This is a genomic window from Succinatimonas hippei YIT 12066, from assembly GCF_000188195.1.
GTDB lineage: Bacteria > Pseudomonadota > Gammaproteobacteria > Enterobacterales > Succinivibrionaceae > Succinatimonas > Succinatimonas hippei.
This window is the reverse complement of the sequence record NZ_GL831003.1, coordinates 1-18155: the sequence shown is the minus strand read 5'-3', so window position 1 is coordinate 18155 and position 18155 is coordinate 1. Positions and strand designations below refer to the sequence as shown.

Annotated in this window: 15 protein-coding genes; 9 read left to right on the top strand and 6 right to left on the bottom strand. The window is 42.2% G+C overall.

Going from position 1 to position 18155, the window contains the following annotated elements; translation table 11 throughout:
* Positions 1-144 precede the first annotated feature (144 nt).
* The 5 genes from HMPREF9444_RS05980 to HMPREF9444_RS05960 are packed head-to-tail and all read left to right on the top strand — an operon-like array spanning position 145 to position 3702.
* Complete coding sequence (locus HMPREF9444_RS05980) at positions 145-462, top strand: HMA2 domain-containing protein (RefSeq protein WP_009143503.1); 318 nt, start codon at positions 145-147, stop codon at positions 460-462.
* A complete protein-coding gene (locus HMPREF9444_RS05975; protein ID WP_009143502.1) occupies positions 459-1064 on the top strand; it encodes an HMA2 domain-containing protein in 606 nt (201 codons plus the stop codon). The genes HMPREF9444_RS05980 and HMPREF9444_RS05975 overlap by 4 nt, the downstream gene beginning before the upstream one ends.
* A gap of 10 nt (positions 1065-1074) precedes the next feature.
* Positions 1075-3216, top strand: coding sequence for a heavy metal translocating P-type ATPase (locus tag HMPREF9444_RS05970; RefSeq protein ID WP_009143501.1), 2142 nt, complete (start codon positions 1075-1077; stop codon positions 3214-3216).
* Positions 3217-3238: 22 nt separating this feature from the next.
* The gene (locus HMPREF9444_RS05965) at positions 3239-3505 is read left to right on the top strand and encodes a hypothetical protein (protein WP_009143500.1); all 267 of its coding nucleotides are present in this window, start codon (positions 3239-3241) and stop codon (positions 3503-3505) included.
* Positions 3502-3702 (top strand): hypothetical protein, encoded by a 201-nt coding sequence (locus HMPREF9444_RS05960; RefSeq protein ID WP_009143499.1) that lies wholly within the window; start codon positions 3502-3504, stop codon positions 3700-3702. Before HMPREF9444_RS05965 ends, HMPREF9444_RS05960 begins: the two co-directional genes overlap by 4 nt.
* A gap of 48 nt (positions 3703-3750) precedes the next feature.
* Here HMPREF9444_RS05960 and HMPREF9444_RS05955 read toward each other — a convergent pair whose 3' ends face one another.
* Complete coding sequence (locus HMPREF9444_RS05955) at positions 3751-4476, bottom strand: hypothetical protein (RefSeq protein WP_009143498.1); 726 nt, start codon at positions 4474-4476, stop codon at positions 3751-3753.
* Between the two features lie 73 nt (positions 4477-4549).
* On the opposite strand from HMPREF9444_RS05955, the gene htpX reads away from it, so the two are divergent.
* Positions 4550-5455 (top strand): protease HtpX, encoded by a 906-nt coding sequence (gene htpX / locus HMPREF9444_RS05950; protein ID WP_249082445.1) that lies wholly within the window; start codon positions 4550-4552, stop codon positions 5453-5455.
* A gap of 352 nt (positions 5456-5807) precedes the next feature.
* Here htpX and gap read toward each other — a convergent pair whose 3' ends face one another.
* Positions 5808-6818: a type I glyceraldehyde-3-phosphate dehydrogenase gene (gene gap / locus HMPREF9444_RS05945; protein WP_009143496.1), complete on the bottom strand. Its 1011-nt coding sequence runs from the start codon at positions 6816-6818 to the stop codon at positions 5808-5810.
* A 626-nt stretch (positions 6819-7444) separates the two neighbouring features.
* On the opposite strand from gap, the gene malQ reads away from it, so the two are divergent.
* Genes malQ through glgX form a run of 3 tightly spaced genes read left to right on the top strand, consistent with a single transcriptional unit; the run spans position 7445 to position 14090 of the window.
* Complete coding sequence (malQ, locus tag HMPREF9444_RS05940) at positions 7445-9646, top strand: 4-alpha-glucanotransferase (RefSeq protein ID WP_009143495.1); 2202 nt, start codon at positions 7445-7447, stop codon at positions 9644-9646.
* 18 nt (positions 9647-9664) lie between these two features.
* The gene (glgB, locus tag HMPREF9444_RS05935; protein WP_009143494.1) at positions 9665-11848 is read left to right on the top strand and encodes a 1,4-alpha-glucan branching protein GlgB; all 2184 of its coding nucleotides are present in this window, start codon (positions 9665-9667) and stop codon (positions 11846-11848) included.
* 58 nt (positions 11849-11906) lie between these two features.
* A complete protein-coding gene (gene glgX, locus HMPREF9444_RS05930; protein WP_009143493.1) occupies positions 11907-14090 on the top strand; it encodes a glycogen debranching protein GlgX in 2184 nt (727 codons plus the stop codon).
* 82 nt (positions 14091-14172) lie between these two features.
* Here the strand turns inward: glgX and sppA are convergent, their stop codons facing one another.
* From sppA to HMPREF9444_RS05910, 4 genes are read right to left on the bottom strand one after another with little or no spacing between them, the layout of a single operon-like run.
* Complete coding sequence (gene sppA, locus HMPREF9444_RS05925) at positions 14173-16104, bottom strand: signal peptide peptidase SppA (protein WP_009143492.1); 1932 nt, start codon at positions 16102-16104, stop codon at positions 14173-14175.
* A 34-nt stretch (positions 16105-16138) separates the two neighbouring features.
* A complete protein-coding gene (locus tag HMPREF9444_RS05920) occupies positions 16139-17089 on the bottom strand; it encodes an SPFH domain-containing protein (protein WP_009143491.1) in 951 nt (316 codons plus the stop codon).
* Between the two features lie 19 nt (positions 17090-17108).
* Entirely contained in the window at positions 17109-17519 is a 411-nt protein-coding gene (locus HMPREF9444_RS05915) for an NfeD family protein (protein ID WP_009143490.1), read from the bottom strand.
* A 9-nt stretch (positions 17520-17528) separates the two neighbouring features.
* A complete protein-coding gene (locus HMPREF9444_RS05910; protein WP_009143489.1) occupies positions 17529-18002 on the bottom strand; it encodes a hypothetical protein in 474 nt (157 codons plus the stop codon).
* Positions 18003-18155 lie beyond the last annotated feature (153 nt).

The following is an 18155-nucleotide window of genomic DNA, read 5'->3' as shown; positions in this document are numbered from 1 at the left end:
ATCATCGGCCTTTAGGCCGGTGAGGATGTCAAAGCACATTAAAAAGTACTTCTATAAAGTTAGAGTAGGGGTATAATAGTTGCTTACAGGTTATTAAAATAACTTTTAGCTAATTAAAATTTTTATTGGGTAACTGGATTAGCTATGTTCAAGGATTTTTTGCATAAACTCGGCCTCCCTACGGATAAGGCTTCCTATATTTTGAATGAAGTTGAAGTTGCTCATTTTATTCAAGGACGCGTCAGGGTTATATATCCGAAGCTAAAGCATGACGATGACCTTTATTTGAAAGTCAAAAGAGAATTAAGCTCCATTAAGGAGTTATCGGAATTTACGATTAACCGAATAACAGGTTCCGTTGTACTTAAATATGATCCGCAAAAAATAAAGCCGAATACTTTTTTAGCCGAGCTTTTAAACGGGGCCTGTGCAAAGTATACCCGTAAAGGAGTTAAAAAATGAATGTTCCGGGAGTCAATTTGGGAATGAGGGTTGGAGAATCATTAGGTAAATTGTTTTTTTCCGGTAATAGCGGAATGGTTATTGTCCACCGAATTCCCGGACGCCGCCGCTATGTTTGCAAAGTTCTTAAAAACGAAAAGGCAGCGTGTCTGCACCTTGAAGAGTTGATTCAATCTTTTCCCGGAATTATGAAAGCCACGGTAAACCCTGTGACGGGAAGCGTAATCGTAGTTTATGACCAAAGTGAAAAGGTGATTGATGCTCTTTTTGACAGTATGTCACATGCTCTTGCCGGAAAACATGCCGTGCATGAACTTACGGTTATACCGACCGGAATTTTAACTGTCGGAGATAATATCAACGACTCTCTACGGTCGCTGCGCGACAGCGTACGAGGCTTTTTCAATCACTCCGAGCCTATGTTTTTAAGCAGAATGCTCGGTTTGGCTTTATTCTCATACGGACTTATCCGTATTCTTTATCGCGGAGATCGTCCCGCCGGACCGCAATTGTTTTGGTGGGGCTTAGGCTTGTTGTTAAGACAGTCTCATCCGGATCCTAAAAAAGTTTTTGCGGCAAATTTAGAAGAAAAAAATCAATAAGAAGGCATTTATGTCTGTTTTTAAATATCCGTTTCCTAATCATTATGATTACATGGAGCGTTGTGTTTTAGAAGCTAAAGCAAGAAGGCTTGCAGGTGTTAATGCGGCAATTTTTGACGGCAGCTGCGTGAAGTTATGGGTAAAACCCGGACAAAACTATGTGCGATTGGGACTTAGTTTATCAAAACTTATCGGCAGCGACTTGCTTGCGACGGGAAAAGAGGTGATTAAACACGGAGTGTCTCAGCTTAAAGTCAAAAAAGAAAATGTTGATATCGGATTAGAGCTTATAAGTCATCGCAACAGTGCTTTGCTTTCTTTAGCTGCAATGGGGCTTTTTTCTGTGGTAAAGAAGGTAAGTCCTACCGTTTATTCTTCATTGCTGATTTTTCGCAGTTTGGGCGTGCTTGTCATGGCACGTGATCTGATAAAAGGCGGTATAAAGGATGCTGTAAAGGAAAAAAGGCCCAATGCCGATACTCTGACCGTTACTGCCGTTTTGGCTTCGGTGGCGGCAGGGCGCCCCGAATCAAGTATGAGTCTGCTTGCTCTATCCAATTTTGCCGAAATGCTGACGGTTATGGCAGCTCAAAGAGCACGCAAGAATATCTCAAGTCTGGTTGCTCTTGATGTACAGGAAGTATGGGTTCATGACGAAAACGGCGCCGAGGTGAAAATGCCGGTAGAGAAGGTAAAGCCCGGCATGGTGGTATCAATTCATTCAGGAGAAAAAATTTGCGTTGACGGTATCATTAAGTCCGGCTCTGCGGCGGTGGATCAGTCAGCAATTACCGGTGAATCGATACCTGTGGCTAAAAAAGCAGGCGATAAAGTTTATGCCGGATCCAATATCCGCTTAGGCGAAATTGAAGTTTTAGTAGATAAAGTCGGAGATGATACCTCTTTATCAAGAATAGTTCATATGGTGGAGGACGCGCAGAATCGCCGCGCACCGATTCAAAATTATGCCGATCATATGGCATCGTCATTGGTCCCCGTGTCTTTTATTGCTGCTTTAATGGTATACGCAGCGACTAGGGATTGGCAGCGTGTACTTAATATGCTGTTCATTGATTTTTCCTGCGGACTTAAATTATCGACAGCAACTGCAATGTCTGCCGCGATAAGCCGGGCCGCAAAGGAAGGAATTTTGGTAAAGGGCGGTAGCTTTATTGAAGGAGCGGCTCAAATCGATACGGTGATTTTAGATAAAACCGGAACGATCACGCGCGGACGTCCGCAAATCGTGAGAATAACTTTAGCTCCTGATGTAAATGAGTCCGTTTTGCTGCAGATGGCAGCATCTGCTGAGGCGCATTCTTCACATCCCCTTGCAGTAGCTATTTTGGAAGAAGTAAAAAACAGAGGTCTTGAGATCCCTCCTCATCTTGATACCAAGACAGTGATTGCCCGAGGAATTGAGGCTCATTTACCGGCATTTGACGACTGTGTCGGCGGTGAGGTGCTGGTAGGAAGCAAATCTTTCATGGAAGAAAGCAAGGTCGATGGTTTGGATTTTCTGCTTCCGAAAAAACAAAGCCCGGTCGGCTCTTTTATTTATATTGCCTTGAATAAAAAACTGTGCGGAATTTTAGAGATATCCGATCCTGTTCGTGCGGAATTTAAGCGGGCGATAAACCGTATGCGCTATAACGGCATCGAAGAAATAATAATGCTTACGGGAGACAATAAAGAAGCGGCAAAAGCGATCGCCGATTCGCTCGGGCTTGACGGTTTCAAAGCTGAAGTTATGCCTGAGGATAAAGCAGGATATGTTTCGCAAAAGCAGCGTAATAGTTCCGTATTGATGGTAGGTGACGGTATAAATGATGCTCCGGCTTTGGCTTATGCGGATATAGGCGTTGCTATGGGAACTGCCTGTACTGATACGGCGATGGAATCGGCAGATGTCACAATCAATAGCGAAGATCCGTTGAAGCTGCCGCAGTTTATCAGCATTGGAAAAAGAACCATGGCTCTTGTACATCAAAACTTCGCGGTGACTATTGCAGTCAATACTGCGGCGATGATGCTCGGTGCTTTAGGTTTTATTAATCCGCTTTTGGCTTCAGTGGTGCATAACGCTTCAACTTTGGGAGTGGTGCTTAACAGCGCCAGAATTCTTATCCCTGATAAAAAGAAAAATTATTAGCATGAATTAAAAGGAGAACAAAATGTTAGATAAAAATTTATTATTCGGCTTTGCCGCAGGCTGCGTACTCGGAGCTGTAGGTTATAAGTTTTATAACGAGCACAAGGATGATATAGAAGAAAAGATAAAGGGGTTAAAGAATCTAAAGGTTCCAGGCAGTAGTGAGGCTAAGGAAGAAAAAGCTGAAGAAAGTAATGATGAAATGACTCTTGAAGAGCTTGAGGCTCAGAAAGAGCGGCTTGAAGACTTGATAGCTGAAATGCAAGCTAATAGAAAGGATGGAGTATGAATAATTTCTTAGCGGAAAAAACGTTTTTAATCGGTTTTGTTGTCGGTGTCTTTGCCGGAGCCGCTGCCTATAAATATGTGGCGGTAGACAAAAAGATCTCGACAAAGGAACTTACCGACGGAATAATGAAGCTTGCAAAGCAAGTTAGCGGATCGACAGCCCGTTCGGGAATGGGTAGATGCGGCAGCCGCTTTTAAATTTTTAGTTTTAAACGGTACAAATTTTAATTTTGTACCGTTTGTTTATCAGCGCTTTTGCCGCAATAAATAGGCAACTTGTTTACGTGAGCTGTAGAAAAGTCCGGTAAAAAGAGAAAGACCTAAAGCTATTCCGCAAGCAATGCTTCCAAGCGGGGTGGGAAGCGTTCCTTGTTGCTGCAGGCTCAGCAGGCAGGGAAGTATGATTAAAAGAACACTTATAAGCAATACTCTTATATAACGGATCATAGCTTCATTAGGGGAATTGCGTCTTACCACTTTTTCATTGATATCAAGTTTGATGCCGGGCTGTTGATGATATTCGGCGCCTTCGATAATGGCAGCATTTGCTTTATAACAAAAAAGATGCTTTCCTGAAAAACGCAGTGCTTTAACCGTAAGTTCAGTATTTATAAGGGCATTTGCGTTGGATTTTTTGGCAAGCTCTACTAAAGAGTCTAAAGCGCTTTTAGCATCAGGACCTTCTCCGCATAATTTGACGTTAAGCTTTGAATCTATGATCTCATGTCCGTCTACGGAACTTGCTGAAACTATGGCAATACCGTACTTTTTATAATCAGTGTGTGTGACGGAATCGATTTTTACCGTCTTGTTTTTTTCGCCGTCAGTTTCATCCGTTGCGGAAAATTCAACAAGATCTCCTGGTTGTAAAGAAGCTACGTTTTCGCTAAGTTTTGCAGTGTAAAGTTTATTGTCGCAGGCTATGACTGCATGTTTTAAGTTTAAATCTACGGAAATGAGAACTCCCTGCACGGCTGGATCCCCTAAACAATAAAAGTTAATATACTCTTAAATTATAAGGTACTTTTAGGAGACTTATTTAATTATGCGCATTTTGCTTTACATTTTAATGCAAATCGCGGTATTGGTAGTTGTCAGTATCGTCGGTTCGATTATCTTCAGCCTTTTCGGTATAAGCATGTCAGGATCTTCTTATACCGGTCTTTTAGTTATGTGCGCAATTTTCGGTTGCGTCGGCTCGCTTATTTCACTTTTTATGTCAAAGTCTATGTGTAAAAGAGCGTTTGGCGTCAGGACTTTGGTTTCTCCGACCAATTCCCGTGAAGCATTTTTATTGCAGACTGTAAGCGAACTTGCCAATCGTTCCGGACTTAATATGCCGGAGGTCGGTATTTATGAGTCTAATGATTTAAACGCATTTGCCACCGGACATAATAAGGATGCGGCTCTCGTTGCTGTTTCATCGGCGCTGCTTTACAACATGAATGAAAATGAAATTAAAGGCGTATTGGGTCATGAAATAAGTCATGTGGCCAATGGAGATATGGTTACTATGACTTTACTGCAAGGAGTGTTGAATACTTTTGTTTATTTCTTCTCTTATATCGCGTCAATGGCAGTATCAGCTGCATTAAGCGGGCGCAGCAGTGATGATGAGGATAGCGGATCTTCGGTTGGAAATCCGTTTGTGTTTTATATGGTAAATTCCTTATTCCAGATAGTATTCGGTATCTTAGCCAACCTCATTTTAATGTGGTTCTCAAGATGGCGCGAATACAGGGCCGATGCAGGATCTGCTAAGCTAGAGGGTAAAAACTGCATGATTGAGGCTTTGGAGGCTTTAAAACGCGCAACTTCCGTTCAGACTAAGCAGGAAGGTCAGTTTTCGGCTTTTTGCATTAACGGAGCAAGCGGTCTTTCTGAGCTTTTTATGAGTCATCCTACTTTGGATAAGAGAATTGCGGCTTTACGCTTAGTTAATACTTTTTAGGTAAAAGTAAATTAATTTTTTAATCTAAACCGCCCCTTTTTTACGGGGCGGATTTTTTATTTTGCGTTTTTAAGCAGCACTAATAGTGATTTACTTCGAAGTAGTTTTTGTCGTTTATTAAAAGATTTCAGCGGTAAAATTCCGTCTTATATAAAGATTATCGCTGATTATGTGAAAAAGAAAGACTGACTGACGTTCCCTTCTAAAGTTTTTTGTTCTGCCTGATTGTCATAGATGTTATGACAGAGTATCCGCTTTGCATAAGGAGATCATTTTTTATTGTATTTTGTCTGTCCTTTGGAAAAAATAAAAGGGCGCATTCAGCGCCCTCCTGTAATTTCGCAAATATTAATTATTTGCCGGAATCTTCCATGGACTTGATTAACTCAAGAACCTTGTTGGAGTAACCGATTTCGTTATCATACCAAGCAACTAACTTGACGAACTTGTCGGTCAAAGGAATACCGGCGGTCTCGTCGAAGATAGAGGTGTGGGTGTTGCCTAAGAAGTCAGAGGAAACAACTGCATCAGCAGTGTAATCCATAATGCCCTTCATCGGGCCGGCAACTGCAGCCTTGATAGCAGCGCAGATGTCTTCGTACTTAGCGGACTTCTTCAATACGCAGGTCAAATCAACGACGGAAACGTCGCAGGTCGGAACGCGGATTGACATACCGGTTAATTTGCCGTTGAGGTCAGGAATTACTTTACCTACAGCCTTAGCAGCACCGGTAGAGGACGGGATAATGTTGGTGGAAGCACCGCGGCCGCCGCGCCAATCCTTAAGGGACGGGCCGTCAACGGTACGCTGAGTGGCGGTGGTTGAGTGGACGGTGGTCATGAGGCCCATCTCGATACCGAACTCATCGTTAACAACTTTAGCCAAAGGAGCTAAGCAGTTGGTGGTGCAGGAAGCGTTGGAAACGATATCCTGGCCGGCATAGGTGTCATTGTTTACCCCCATAACGAACATAGGGGTTGAATCCTTAGAAGGAGCGGACATAACGACGCGGCGTGCACCGGCCTGGATGTGCTTGCGGGCAAGCTCATCTTTAAGGAATAAACCGGTAGACTCAACAACGTAGTCAACACCGATATCGCCCCACTTAAGGTTGGCAGGATCGCGCTCAGCGGTAACACGAACGGTGTTGCCGTTAACAACGAGATTGCCGTCCTGAACTTCAACTTTGCCCTTGAAAGGACCGTGCATGGAATCATACTTTAACATGTAAGCCATGTACTCAGGCGGAAGGAGGTCGTTAATGCCGACAACCTGAATGCCTAACTCAGGACGATAGACAGAAGCACGGAATACGAAACGGCCGATACGACCGAAACCGTTAATACCAACTTTAATAGTCATAATAGAATGTCACCCGTTTAGTGTAACAATAAAAAAATTACAATTACAAAAATACTCTAATTGGCTCGAAAGTCAAGATGTGACTTAGTTCCCTTTGCAGAAAAAGGAAGCTTTTTACTTAAAAATTAAGTAAAGGACGTATTGACGAGCAAAGACCGTAATTTCGGCGGTCTTAAATAGCTTAACACTAATCTTTTTCAGGCTTTACAATTAGAAAACGAAATGTGAGCATTTACGTAAAAATTTTTTCTGTAAGTTTTTTTAAGAAAAAACGATTTTCTTTTAACCTTTTTATTTAATTAATTTATGTAGTTTTTACATTAACTTAATTTTTAATTTACATAGTAATAAAAATGTTCGGATATTTATTTAATAAAAATTCTCAAAAAAATTTTTTAAATATGCAGGCAAAGACTTCCTTATGTGAATATTAATTAAGTTAGTAGCTTTTTGTGCCGTATTTTTAAAATTGTGTTTAATTTAAGATATTTTTTATTTGAAAAAATATAAGGTTAATGCTTTGTTTTTGGGATATGCATTGTATCTTTTTTACTGATAGACAATTAAAATCATAAAATATAATTAATACTTAAAATAAAGGCTCTTAAGACTACGAGCGAAAAAATATGATCGATTTAGAGAAACTTGCCGATCAAATGGGTATTGCCCGCGATTATATCGACTCATGCGGACAGTATACCGTTATAGCTAAGGACAGCAGAATTGCGGCGTTGAGCGCGATGGGTTTCCCCGTGCATGATGAATCCGAAATGGAAAAAGTGCTTAAAACAATGGAGCTGTATCCTTATACCGAGGTTATGGAGCCGGTTTTAGTGCTGCGTGACGGTGATAAGCCTTTTATTTATTTTAATACTCCGGCTTCTTTTGATGAAAAAGGCAAAATTTCCTGGTCTTTAACGCTTGAAGACGGGACTGAGTATAAAGACAGTTTTCCTTTAAGCGAAGTTGAAATTGCCGACTATAAAACCGTGCAGGGTCAGGAGTTTGATAAAAGACGCTTTATCATTAAAGAAGATCTTCCGTACGGATATCACACCTTTAGGATTAAAATTTCCGGAGCCGGGAAAGCGATTAATAAGGAAATGTCCTTAATTCGTGCTCCGCTTAAGTGTTATGTTCCTGATGCAATAGCTCAAGGCAAAAAGATCTGGGGCGTAAGTACGCAGCTTTACTCTTTACGCTCCAAGCAGAATTGGGGAATAGGCGATTTTCACGATCTTAAAGATTTGCTTTCTTATGTGGCAGAGACAGGCGGTCATTTTGTCGGACTGAATCCGCTTCATGCCGGATATCCTGCCAACCCCGATCCTGATATGGTAAGTCCGTATTCTCCTTCATCACGCTATTGGCTTAACGTTATTTATATAAGAATTGAGGATATTCCCGAGTTCAATTTAAGCGCTAAAGCAAAGGAGATTGTTTACCAGAATTCTTTCCAGCAAAAGTTGAGAGCTTTGCGCGATAGGGAATATGTAGATTACCGTACGGTTATTGAATTAAAGCTTAAAGTTTTAAGAACTTTATTTGATTCTTTGCGCCTTGATGACAAACGTTCGCTGCGCGGACGCAAATTCCTTGAATTTATAGAAAAAGGCGGTTCTTCCCTTATTAATATGGCAACTTATGACGCCTTGCAAGCTTCATTATACGCAAAGGGAGTTAACGCCTGGGGATGGAAGCTTTTCCCTAAAGAATACCGCAGTTTTGTTTCTCCTTTCGTTGAGGCTTGGCGTAAAGAGCATATTGATGAAGTACGTTTTTATTGCTATCTGCAGTTTATTGCCAAGGAGCAGCTTGAAGAAGCTTACTTAGTAGCCAAAAAGGCCGGTATGATCGTCGGAACCTATCGAGATCTTGCCGTAGGCGTGGCTCCGGGAAGCTGTGACGTATGGAGTGATGAGGACGGTATTTATAGAGAAAAAGCCGAAATAGGAGCTCCGCCTGATATGTTGGGGCCTTTGGGGCAGTCATGGGGGCTTGCACCGATGGATCCCTATAGTTTAAAGCAAAGTGCTTATCGTAAATTCATTGCTTTGTATCAGGCCAATATGCAGTCATGCGGAGCATTGCGTATCGATCATGCAGCAGGACTTTACCGTATGTGGTGGGTGCCGCCTGAGCATCGACCGACCGAAGGCGCTTATGTGGCTTACCCTATTCATGATTTGCTCGGTATCATCGCACTTGAATCACATCGCAATAAATGCATGCTTATTGCAGAAGATTTAGGTACGATTCCGATGGAGCTTCGTCATGCATTAAAAGAGGCCAATACGTTCTCCTATAAATTATTTTTCGGAGAAAGAGCGTTTGACGGCGGATATATTGCGCCTAAGGATTATGAAAAACAGGCCATTTCCGCTTTGACAACCCATGATATGCCTACCTTGAAGGGGTGGTGGACGTTATCTGATTTGACTTTAGGACAAAAGCTTGGTATTTACGCTCCCGCTGACGCGACCCGTCTTGCTTTTGACAGAAATAACGCCAAACAAAGAATTTTAGACAGTTTGCACGGACTTATGTCGGTTGGGGCGGAAGTTCCGCGCCATGCTGCGGACTGTCCGATGAGCGAAGCTCTTGCGGTCGGCATGCAGATTCATATGTGCCGCGGCAACTGCGCTTTATACAGTTCTCAAATTGAAGATTGGATCGGTGTCGAAAAACCGGTTAACGTTCCCGGAACGTTCCGTGAGTATCCTAATTGGCGGCGTAAACTTACCGCTAATTTAGATGAAATTTTTTCGGACCCTAAAGTTTTGGAGCTTACGGCAAAGATGACGCAAGCTCGTGATCATGCCAAATAATAAAATGAGGAGGCATAAATGCTTATAGATGAGTTAAACAATGCAAAACTGACAAAACCGTTTGAAGTCTTGGGCTTGCAGCCCAACTACGGCGGTGAAGGCTTTGTTTTGCGCGCTTGGCTTCCCGGAGCAAAAGAAGTTGCGGTATGGTCTTTAAAAGGCGATAAAGAAATAGTAAAACTTGACTGCACCAGCCCTGACGGGTTGTTCGAGAAGGTTTTGCCTGATGTAAAGGAGCCTTTTCACTATAAGTTCAAGGTTAAATATCCTGACGCTGTCGTAGATATCATTGATCCTTATCAGTTCAGAGATGAGGCTTTCTATGGTCTTTCTACAATGTATGAAACTCCGTCAAATATCTATAAGACTTTAGGCGCTCAGATAATTGAAGTTGAAATTGACGGAGTTAAAGTAAAGGGCACCAAATTTGCTGTTTACGCACCTTCTGCCACATGCGTAAGTTTAATCGGTGATTTTAACTTCTGGGACGGACGCCGTCATCCGATGGCAAGAAGTCTTTTAGGTCACTGGGTATTGTTCGTACCGGGACTTGGGGTAGGTCAGCGCTATAAGTTTGAGATTAAAGATCCGCACGGCAACCGTTTGCCGCATAAATCAGATCCTGTCGGTTTTTATCATGAGCAGTATCCGTCATTTGCCTCCATCATTTCCGATCAGTCCAGTTATAAGTGGCATGATGATGCGTGGATAAAATCTCAGCTTAACAATAAACTTACTCGTCCGATTTCCATCTATGAAGTCCATTTGGCATCATGGCGCCGTAAGGAAGACGGTTCCAGTCTTTCATACCGTGAGCTTGCCGATGAACTTGTAAAATACGTCAAGGATATGGGATATACCCATATTGAGATGTTGCCTGTTATGGAGCATCCTTTTTCAGGTTCTTGGGGTTATCAGCCTACGGGCCTTTTTGCTCCGACAAGCCGTTTTGGCGGAATTGATGACTTTAAGTATTTGGTTGATACCTGCCATCAGAACAATATCGGCGTGATTTTAGATTGGGTTCCGGCTCATTTCCCGACTGACGCCCACGGTTTGGCTCGTTTTGACGGAACTCCGCTTTACGAGTATGAAGATCCTCGTCGCGGTTGGCATCCTGATTGGAATTCATTAATTTATGATTTCGGCCGCGATACCGTCCGCAATTTCTTAATTGCTTCCGCTTTAATCTGGCTTGATTACTATCATGTCGACGGATTGCGTGTAGATGCCGTGGCATCAATGCTTTACTGGGATTACTCAAGAAAGGCTGGAGAGTGGATCCCCAATGTCAACGGCGGCAACATCAATTATGAGGCAGTAAGCTTCCTTAAATGGTTTAATGAAGAGGTTTACAAGAAATTCCCTCAGGCTATGACTATTGCCGAAGAATCTACCGCCTTTACCGGAGTCTCCCGTCCGACTTATACCGGAGGACTAGGATTTGGCTTTAAGTGGAATATGGGCTGGATGCATGACAGTCTTGATTATATGTCGCAAGATCCGTTCTTCCGCAAATATCATCACGGCGAAATGTCTTTCTCCATGATCTACGCTTACAACGAGAATTTCATATTGTCCATTTCCCATGATGAAGTGACCCACGGCAAGCATTCATTACTTTACAAGATGCCCGGTGATGAGTGGCAGCAGGCCGCAAACTTGCGTTCATACTTAGGCTTCCAGTATGCCCATCCCGGCAAGAAGCTTAACTTCATGGGTACTGAGTTTGCTCAAAGCTCCGAGTGGAACCATGATTCTCAGCTTGAATGGTGGCTTTTGCAGTTTGACAAGCATCGCGGCATGCAGAATTTGGTTCGCGATTTGAATAAGCTTTATGTCAATGAGCCGCTTTTGTGGAAGAACGATTATGATCCTTCCGCTTTCAAGTGGCTTGATGTCAATGATGCCGAGCACAGTATTTTTGCTGCGCTGCGTACGGATCCCGAGACTCATGAAGAGATCATTGCAGTATCTAATTTCACTCCGGTTCCTTATGTTGCATATCGCCTCGGCGTACCGCGTCCCGGCGTCTACAGCATCATATTAAATACCGATGATAAGAAGTACTGGGGCAGCGGTTACAAGATCGGTCCTGAGAAACTTGCCGCATCCAATATTTCATGGCAAGGACAGTATCATTCGGTTGTGCTTGATCTCCCGCCGCTTGCAACAGTATTTATCAAGCGAGTAAGTGAGTAAAAGCCTGACAAAAACTTTCCGAGGCCTGTCACAAGGCCTCGGAGGTAAGTGAGGGCTTATGGCTTTAAAGCTTAAAGAAAAACAAAATTATTCAAAGGCGCTTACTTCAACGTTAGGCGCTACTCTTCTTGATGACGGATGTTTCTTTTCTGTTTGGGCACCGCTTGCCACTTCTATAATTATCCATTTTTATACATTTGAGGAAGAGCCTTTAGGATCTATTAAGCTTGTTGAACGCCGCGGCGGCTTTTGGTTCGGCTGCGTTGAGGGCGTTAAAGCTGAAGATTGCTATGCTATAGAAGCACAAGGTGAAGATAAACCTGAAGCGGGTCTTTATTTTAAAGCCGGACGTCTGCTTGTCGATCCCTACGCTAAGGCATTAAATCGTCCGATTATTTATAACGAAAGTTTATATAAAGAAAATTCTGCAGCTTTTATTCCCAAAGCGGTTGTCTTAGGAAGAGATGATTTTGATTGGGATGGTGTTAAAAAGCCGGATTTAGAACGCAACAGCGCAATTATTTACGAAGCACATGTTAAAGGAATGACCAAGCTTAATAAAGAAATTCCTCCTTCTTTGCGCGGAACTTATCTGGGGCTTGCTCATCCCGTAACAATAGCTCATTTAAAAAGACTCGGGGTGACCGTAGTTCAGCTGATGCCTATAGCTGCTTCTATGAGCGAACCGTTTCTGGTTCAAAGGGGGCTTAGCAATTATTGGGGCTACAATCCTTTATGTTTTATGGCTCTCGACCCTCGTTACGCGACTTCGGCCCGTAATGCTGTAACCGAGTTTAAGACTATGGTGCGTGAGTTGCACCGTAATAAAATAGCCGTAATTTTGGATGTGGTGTATAACCATACCGCAGAGGGAGGTCTTGACGGGCCGGTTTTAAGTTATAAAGGACTTGATGCAAAGCGCTATTACGCATACGCAACGAAAGAAGACGGTAGCCGTGATTTTCTTCAATATTTGAATGTAACAGGCTGCGGCAATAGTTTTAACGTTGATTCCAATATTTCGTTGCGTTTGGTGTCTGAGGCAATGCGCTATTGGATTACGGAAATGCAGGTTGACGGTTTTCGTTTTGATTTAGCCGTTACTGTAGGAAGAGAGTATAGCGATAGCAGAAACTACCGTTTTACAAGACATGCCGCTTTCTTTAAATACTGTTTTTGCGAACAGGAAATAGATCGGGCTTTGCTTATCGCCGAGCCTTGGGATGTAGGATGGGACGGTTATCAGTTAGGAAGATTCCCGGCAGGTTGGAGTGAGCAGAATGATAAATTCCGTGACTCGGTCCGCTGTTTTTGGCGCGGAGATCCCGGTTTGCTCGGCGTCTTTGCTACACGCCTTATGGGCTCACGTGATAATTTTGCCAAACGTACTCGCTCTATTAACGCCAGCCTTAATTATGTTACTTATCATGACGGTTTTTCGCTTGAGGATTTGGTTTCATATAACTCAAAACATAATGAGCTCAATTTAGAAGCTAATCGTGACGGAGCAAATGAAACGACGTCTTATAATTTCGGAGTTGAAGGAAAGACGACAGATCCTGATATTTTAAAAAAGCGCAGGCAAATGAAACGCAATTTACTGGCCAGCGTTTTAATTTCCCAAGGAATGCCGCATATCTTGGGCGGAGATGAATTTTCCCGTACGCAGCATGGCAATAACAATGCTTATTGTCAGGATAACGATCTAAGTTATACTCATTGGGAGCGGACTGCGGAGAATGATGATTTAATCGATTTTATCGGACTGTTATGCCGAGTAAGGCTAAGTTCGGTAATTTTAAAAGATTTAAATCTTGATGATGATAATTTCCATCTGCGTGCAGACTCTTTCTTGGTACGCTGGCGTAAAAGCGACGGACATTTAATGGAAAGCGAGGATTGGAATAATCCTCAAATAAAGAGTTTTCTGCTTTATATAGGAGATCGCGATAGTCAGGGAGAGCGCTGGTGCTTTATCATAAATCAGGGAGCAAACGAAATTAACTATAAGCTTCCTTCAGTTCCGGATAATAAGATGTGGATGGCAATAGTAGACACTTCAGAGGAAAACGGGGTTCCGCAGCGTTATTCAAATGCCGGAGGTCTTGAATCTTGGGTTGCTCCTAATTCAATTAAGGTGCTGCGCATGATTGAAACTAAAAACCGTGAGTTTGTATCTGAAGGCCTTGAGTACATTCGTCATCGTAATCGCCGTGACTTTGATTATAAGTTTCATAGGTAAAGTAGAAATAAGAGTTAAAAAATCCCTGAAATCTTATGAAATCAGGGATTTTTTTGAGTTAAACGGAATTTTGTCTTTTAGACTAAAGCTCTGCTTTAATCGGGCTTAAAGCGATATATTGAGCATTATTTTCCGATCCTTCATGGGACTTTACTGCAAGATCGATAAATCCTTTTAAAAGCTCGTTAGGAATAATTCCTTCTGCTTTATTCATGATAAAAAGCTCAAGGGGAGAGATTGACTTTTCACCTTGCGGGGCAAGATGCAAGACGCTTACATCATCAAGAGTCGAATCAATAAGTTTTGCAGCGGTATTAAGAGCGTCGTTTAGTGAGCCTAAATCATCAATAAGGCCTAAGTTTTGTGCTTCATCGCCTAAAAAAACTTGTCCTTCAGCATATGAAATATAGTTTGCCGGACTAAGTCTGCGGCTTTTAGCAACAAGATTGATAAAAGTATCATAAGTATGCTCGACGCTAAGACGCATAGTTTCCTTGGTGTTTTCCGAAAGAGGATTGGCGATGCTTGCATCGGCAAATTCGTGGGTGGCAACTCCGTCCTGGTATACCCCGACGTGATTTAATAAATCATGTGCACCTAAAGCCAGACTGAAAACACCGATTGAACCGGTCAATGTTGAGCTGTCGGCTATGATTTGGTCGGCAGCGCTTGCTACCCAATATCCGCCGGAGGCTGCTGTTCCGTTCATCGAAACTATGACTTTTTTACCAAGCTCTTTAAGCCGCATTAACTCTCTTCTTATTTCTTCACTTGCTTTTACCGCACCGCCCGGACTGTTTATATACATAACTACAGCTTTGATTTTGTCGTCATTACGGACTTCATTTAAAAGCGGCAGAATATTGTCGGGAGTGAATGCATAAACATCATTTGAAAAGCCGGAAATTTGCCCGATCCCGTAAATAACGGCAATACGTTTATCTTTAAGTTTTTCGGGAGTACTTTTTAAAGCCAGGTATTTACGGTAATTTATCATGTTAGGCAAAGTTGTATCGCTCTTGTCGGTACCGTAGTCTTTACATAAAGATAAAAGGTAATCTTCCCGGGATATGAGTTCATCTACAAGATTATTTTCAAGCTGCATTAATGCAGTATCGCCTTTATAGAGCTCAAGCTCTTTGACGTATTTGTCGGCATCGGGAAGCACGATAGTGCGAGATAGTACTTTTCTTACGTTCAGCTCTTTTATGTATTCATCCCAAAGATTGGCGGCAAGATTTGCGTATTCTGCTTTTACATCAGGAGACATGTCGTTGCGTGTGTATGGCTCAACGGCTGATTTAAAATGTCCTGCTTTGAAAATGTACGGTGTGACTTTGAGCGTATTTAGCAGATCTTTATAGTAAAGCGAGCTCATACCAATGCCGCGTAAATTAACTTGACCCATAGTGTCAAGAAGGATCTTGTCACAATGTGCGGCAATGGCAAAAGCTGACTGTGAATAAGAGTAGGCAAGAGCAGTAACTTCTTTACCTGCGTTTCGAACTTTGTCAACGGCGTTTCCGATACGCTTTGCTACGGCAAGCGACATGGGAGATAAGTCATTAAGATCGAGAATAATAAGCTTTAAGTTGTTATCTTCTGCGGCAAAGTTTAGTGCTTTTTCAATTGCAATAAGCTCATGAGTAACGCTTCCCGTCAACTGTTCGTTTATTCTGCGCTGCAGGTTTGAAAAATCATCGCTTGCAAGAGGTGATTCACTGATAACTCCTTTTAAAGGCAGATAAAGAATTTGCGCGCTTTGCTCTACGGTAGTTATTTCTTCCTGACCTGAAGCAATAATAACCGCTTTCTCTTTTATTGTACCTGCAAGGTTATAGGCAATTACTATAAGCGCAATAATTGCAATCATCACCAGATTGGAGATGAAATTACGGATAAAAGTAAGAGCGGCACCGATAAAAGACAGCACTTTAAAAAAGCCGCGGCACCAAGATGTATGCTTTGTTGCGGAAACTTCTTTAATTTCTATTTGAGTATTAGAATTTCCCATATTTATTCCTTATCTGCTATGAAAACTTCAGCTGTTATTTTTTAATCGGTGAAGCTGCTTGACTATCGCTTTTTACGATTTTCATCGCTGAAGATATGAGAGAGGCCATATCACCCAAATTGCTCGGCACGATCAAGGTATTGTTGGTACGGGCAAGATTGGAAAAAGCTTCTACGTATTTTTCGGCAATCTGCAGGTTAACCGCAGTCATGCCGCCTTCATCTTTTGATGCAGAGGCGATATTGCGGATGGCCTGCGCGGTAGCGTCGGCAATTGCAATGGTGGCTGCAGCCTGTCCTTGAGCCTTATTGATTTCTGCCTGCTTTTCACCTTCTGATTGAGCAATAGCGGCTTCCTTGGCGCCGGTGGCAAGATTAATCTGTTCCTGTTTCCTGCCTTCTGATGCGGCAATTAAAGCTCTTTTTTCACGCTCAGCGGTGATTTGCTGCTGCATGGCCTGCAAGATGACGGAAGGCGGAGTTAAGTCTTTAATTTCATAACGCAGAACTTTTACGCCCCAGTTTAAAGCAGCTTCGTCAATTGCTGCGACAACATTGTTGTTGATGGCATCGCGCTCTTCGAAAGTGCGATCAAGTTCCATACGGCCGATCACGGAACGTAAGGTGGTTTGGGCAAGTTGAGTGATGGCGACGATGTAATTTGAAGTACCGTAGCTTGCTCTTTTAGGATCTGTTACCTGGAAAAAAAGAACTCCGTCAACTGATAGCTGGGTGTTGTCACGGGTAATGCAGACCTGTGACGGGGTATCAAGCGGTATTTCCTTTAATGAGTGACGGTAAGCTACTTTATCAATAAAAGGAATAATGAAGTTAAGCCCGGGATTTAATACCGTATGAAACTTGCCTAAGCGTTCAATAACCCAAGCAGTTTGCTGTGGTACGACTTTGATGGATTGAATGGCAAAAATAATGGCGATAACGATTACCACCAAGGAAACAACCAGGGGGCCGTTTAGCATGTACATGAAAAATCTCCTTTTAAAATTAATTCTTTTCCGTTAAGACAAGCGTATTGCCGTCAATTTTAGCAATAATGTAAAAACCGCATTTAAGATCTCCTTTTTCGGCTCGGGCCAGCCATTTGGCGCCGCGGTAATTAACGTAGGCACTGCCGTCTTTATTAATTTTTTCGACAATAACATTGTTGCCTTCATCCAGACGAACGTCTTCAGCGGCACTTTTTCTTTTAGTTCGCAGAAAGTAAGTACCCATTGCGCCAAGACAGGTGACAATTGCGGCAACCGAACACTGTACGGTTAGTGAGAAATCTAAATATCCGCATAAAGCGGCACAAAACAGCGCGGCACTGACGGCAATCAAATATACGGTACCGATCAGCATTTCCGCTCCCAGGACGGCAAAGGCTCCTATAAGCCATAAAATGGTATCTGACATTACTGCTCCTTATTTTTTACGTCTGGAGTTATTCATAATGCCGAGCATTATGACAAATATAAAAAGAGGAAGGAAAAATAAAGGCATTTCGGTAAATGAGACAAACGCACCTAATATCATGCAAAATACTATTAACGGAATAAGGTGAACTTTATTAAATCTTTTACTCTTGCTTTTATTTTGTTTGACGGTGTTTTTATTGTCGGCAGGAGATGAAGTTGTTTCTTCATGCTTTATGTTTATATTTTTATTATCCTGTTGCTTTCCTTCTGTCAAATTTCGTACGGAATTTTCCTCTTTGAGCTTATTTATCGTATTTTCATGAGCATCTTTTATTTTATCAACTGATTGCTCAATAGGTTTGAATAAAGACTCTTTAGCTGAATCAGAAATAAAATCGGTCTTAAAATGCTCTTTTTGCAGTTCTTCAACGTAGCTTACGTAATCGCCGTCTTTAGGTTCTTTGGGCTTTTTTAAAAACATATAAAACTCGCGTGCTTTTAAAAAGTATTCAATATTTTAATCTAATGGTAACAGATTATTTTCTTTAGCGGCCAATTGAGAAATCGGCTTTTCATATAACATAAAAATAACTGAAAAAATTTTATAGTGACAACGCATAATGATCCGGCTCAC

What these genes read in the sequence shown, in the direction of transcription:
- sppA (WP_009143492.1), bottom strand. Translation starts at nt 16,104, where the DNA reads ATGGGAAATTCTAATACTCAAATAGAAATTAAAGAAGTTTCCGCAACA.
- malQ (WP_009143495.1), top strand. Translation starts at nt 7,445, where the DNA reads ATGATCGATTTAGAGAAACTTGCCGATCAAATGGGTATTGCCCGCGAT.
- HMPREF9444_RS05970 (WP_009143501.1), top strand. Translation starts at nt 1,075, where the DNA reads ATGTCTGTTTTTAAATATCCGTTTCCTAATCATTATGATTACATGGAG.
- HMPREF9444_RS05920 (WP_009143491.1), bottom strand. Translation starts at nt 17,089, where the DNA reads ATGTACATGCTAAACGGCCCCCTGGTTGTTTCCTTGGTGGTAATCGTT.
- glgX (WP_009143493.1), top strand. Translation starts at nt 11,907, where the DNA reads ATGGCTTTAAAGCTTAAAGAAAAACAAAATTATTCAAAGGCGCTTACT.
- HMPREF9444_RS05965 (WP_009143500.1), top strand. Translation starts at nt 3,239, where the DNA reads ATGTTAGATAAAAATTTATTATTCGGCTTTGCCGCAGGCTGCGTACTC.
- glgB (WP_009143494.1), top strand. Translation starts at nt 9,665, where the DNA reads ATGCTTATAGATGAGTTAAACAATGCAAAACTGACAAAACCGTTTGAA.
- HMPREF9444_RS05915 (WP_009143490.1), bottom strand. Translation starts at nt 17,519, where the DNA reads ATGTCAGATACCATTTTATGGCTTATAGGAGCCTTTGCCGTCCTGGGA.
- HMPREF9444_RS05960 (WP_009143499.1), top strand. Translation starts at nt 3,502, where the DNA reads ATGAATAATTTCTTAGCGGAAAAAACGTTTTTAATCGGTTTTGTTGTC.
- htpX (WP_249082445.1), top strand. Translation starts at nt 4,550, where the DNA reads ATGCGCATTTTGCTTTACATTTTAATGCAAATCGCGGTATTGGTAGTT.
- HMPREF9444_RS05980 (WP_009143503.1), top strand. Translation starts at nt 145, where the DNA reads ATGTTCAAGGATTTTTTGCATAAACTCGGCCTCCCTACGGATAAGGCT.
- HMPREF9444_RS05975 (WP_009143502.1), top strand. Translation starts at nt 459, where the DNA reads ATGAATGTTCCGGGAGTCAATTTGGGAATGAGGGTTGGAGAATCATTA.
- gap (WP_009143496.1), bottom strand. Translation starts at nt 6,818, where the DNA reads ATGACTATTAAAGTTGGTATTAACGGTTTCGGTCGTATCGGCCGTTTC.
- HMPREF9444_RS05910 (WP_009143489.1), bottom strand. Translation starts at nt 18,002, where the DNA reads ATGTTTTTAAAAAAGCCCAAAGAACCTAAAGACGGCGATTACGTAAGC.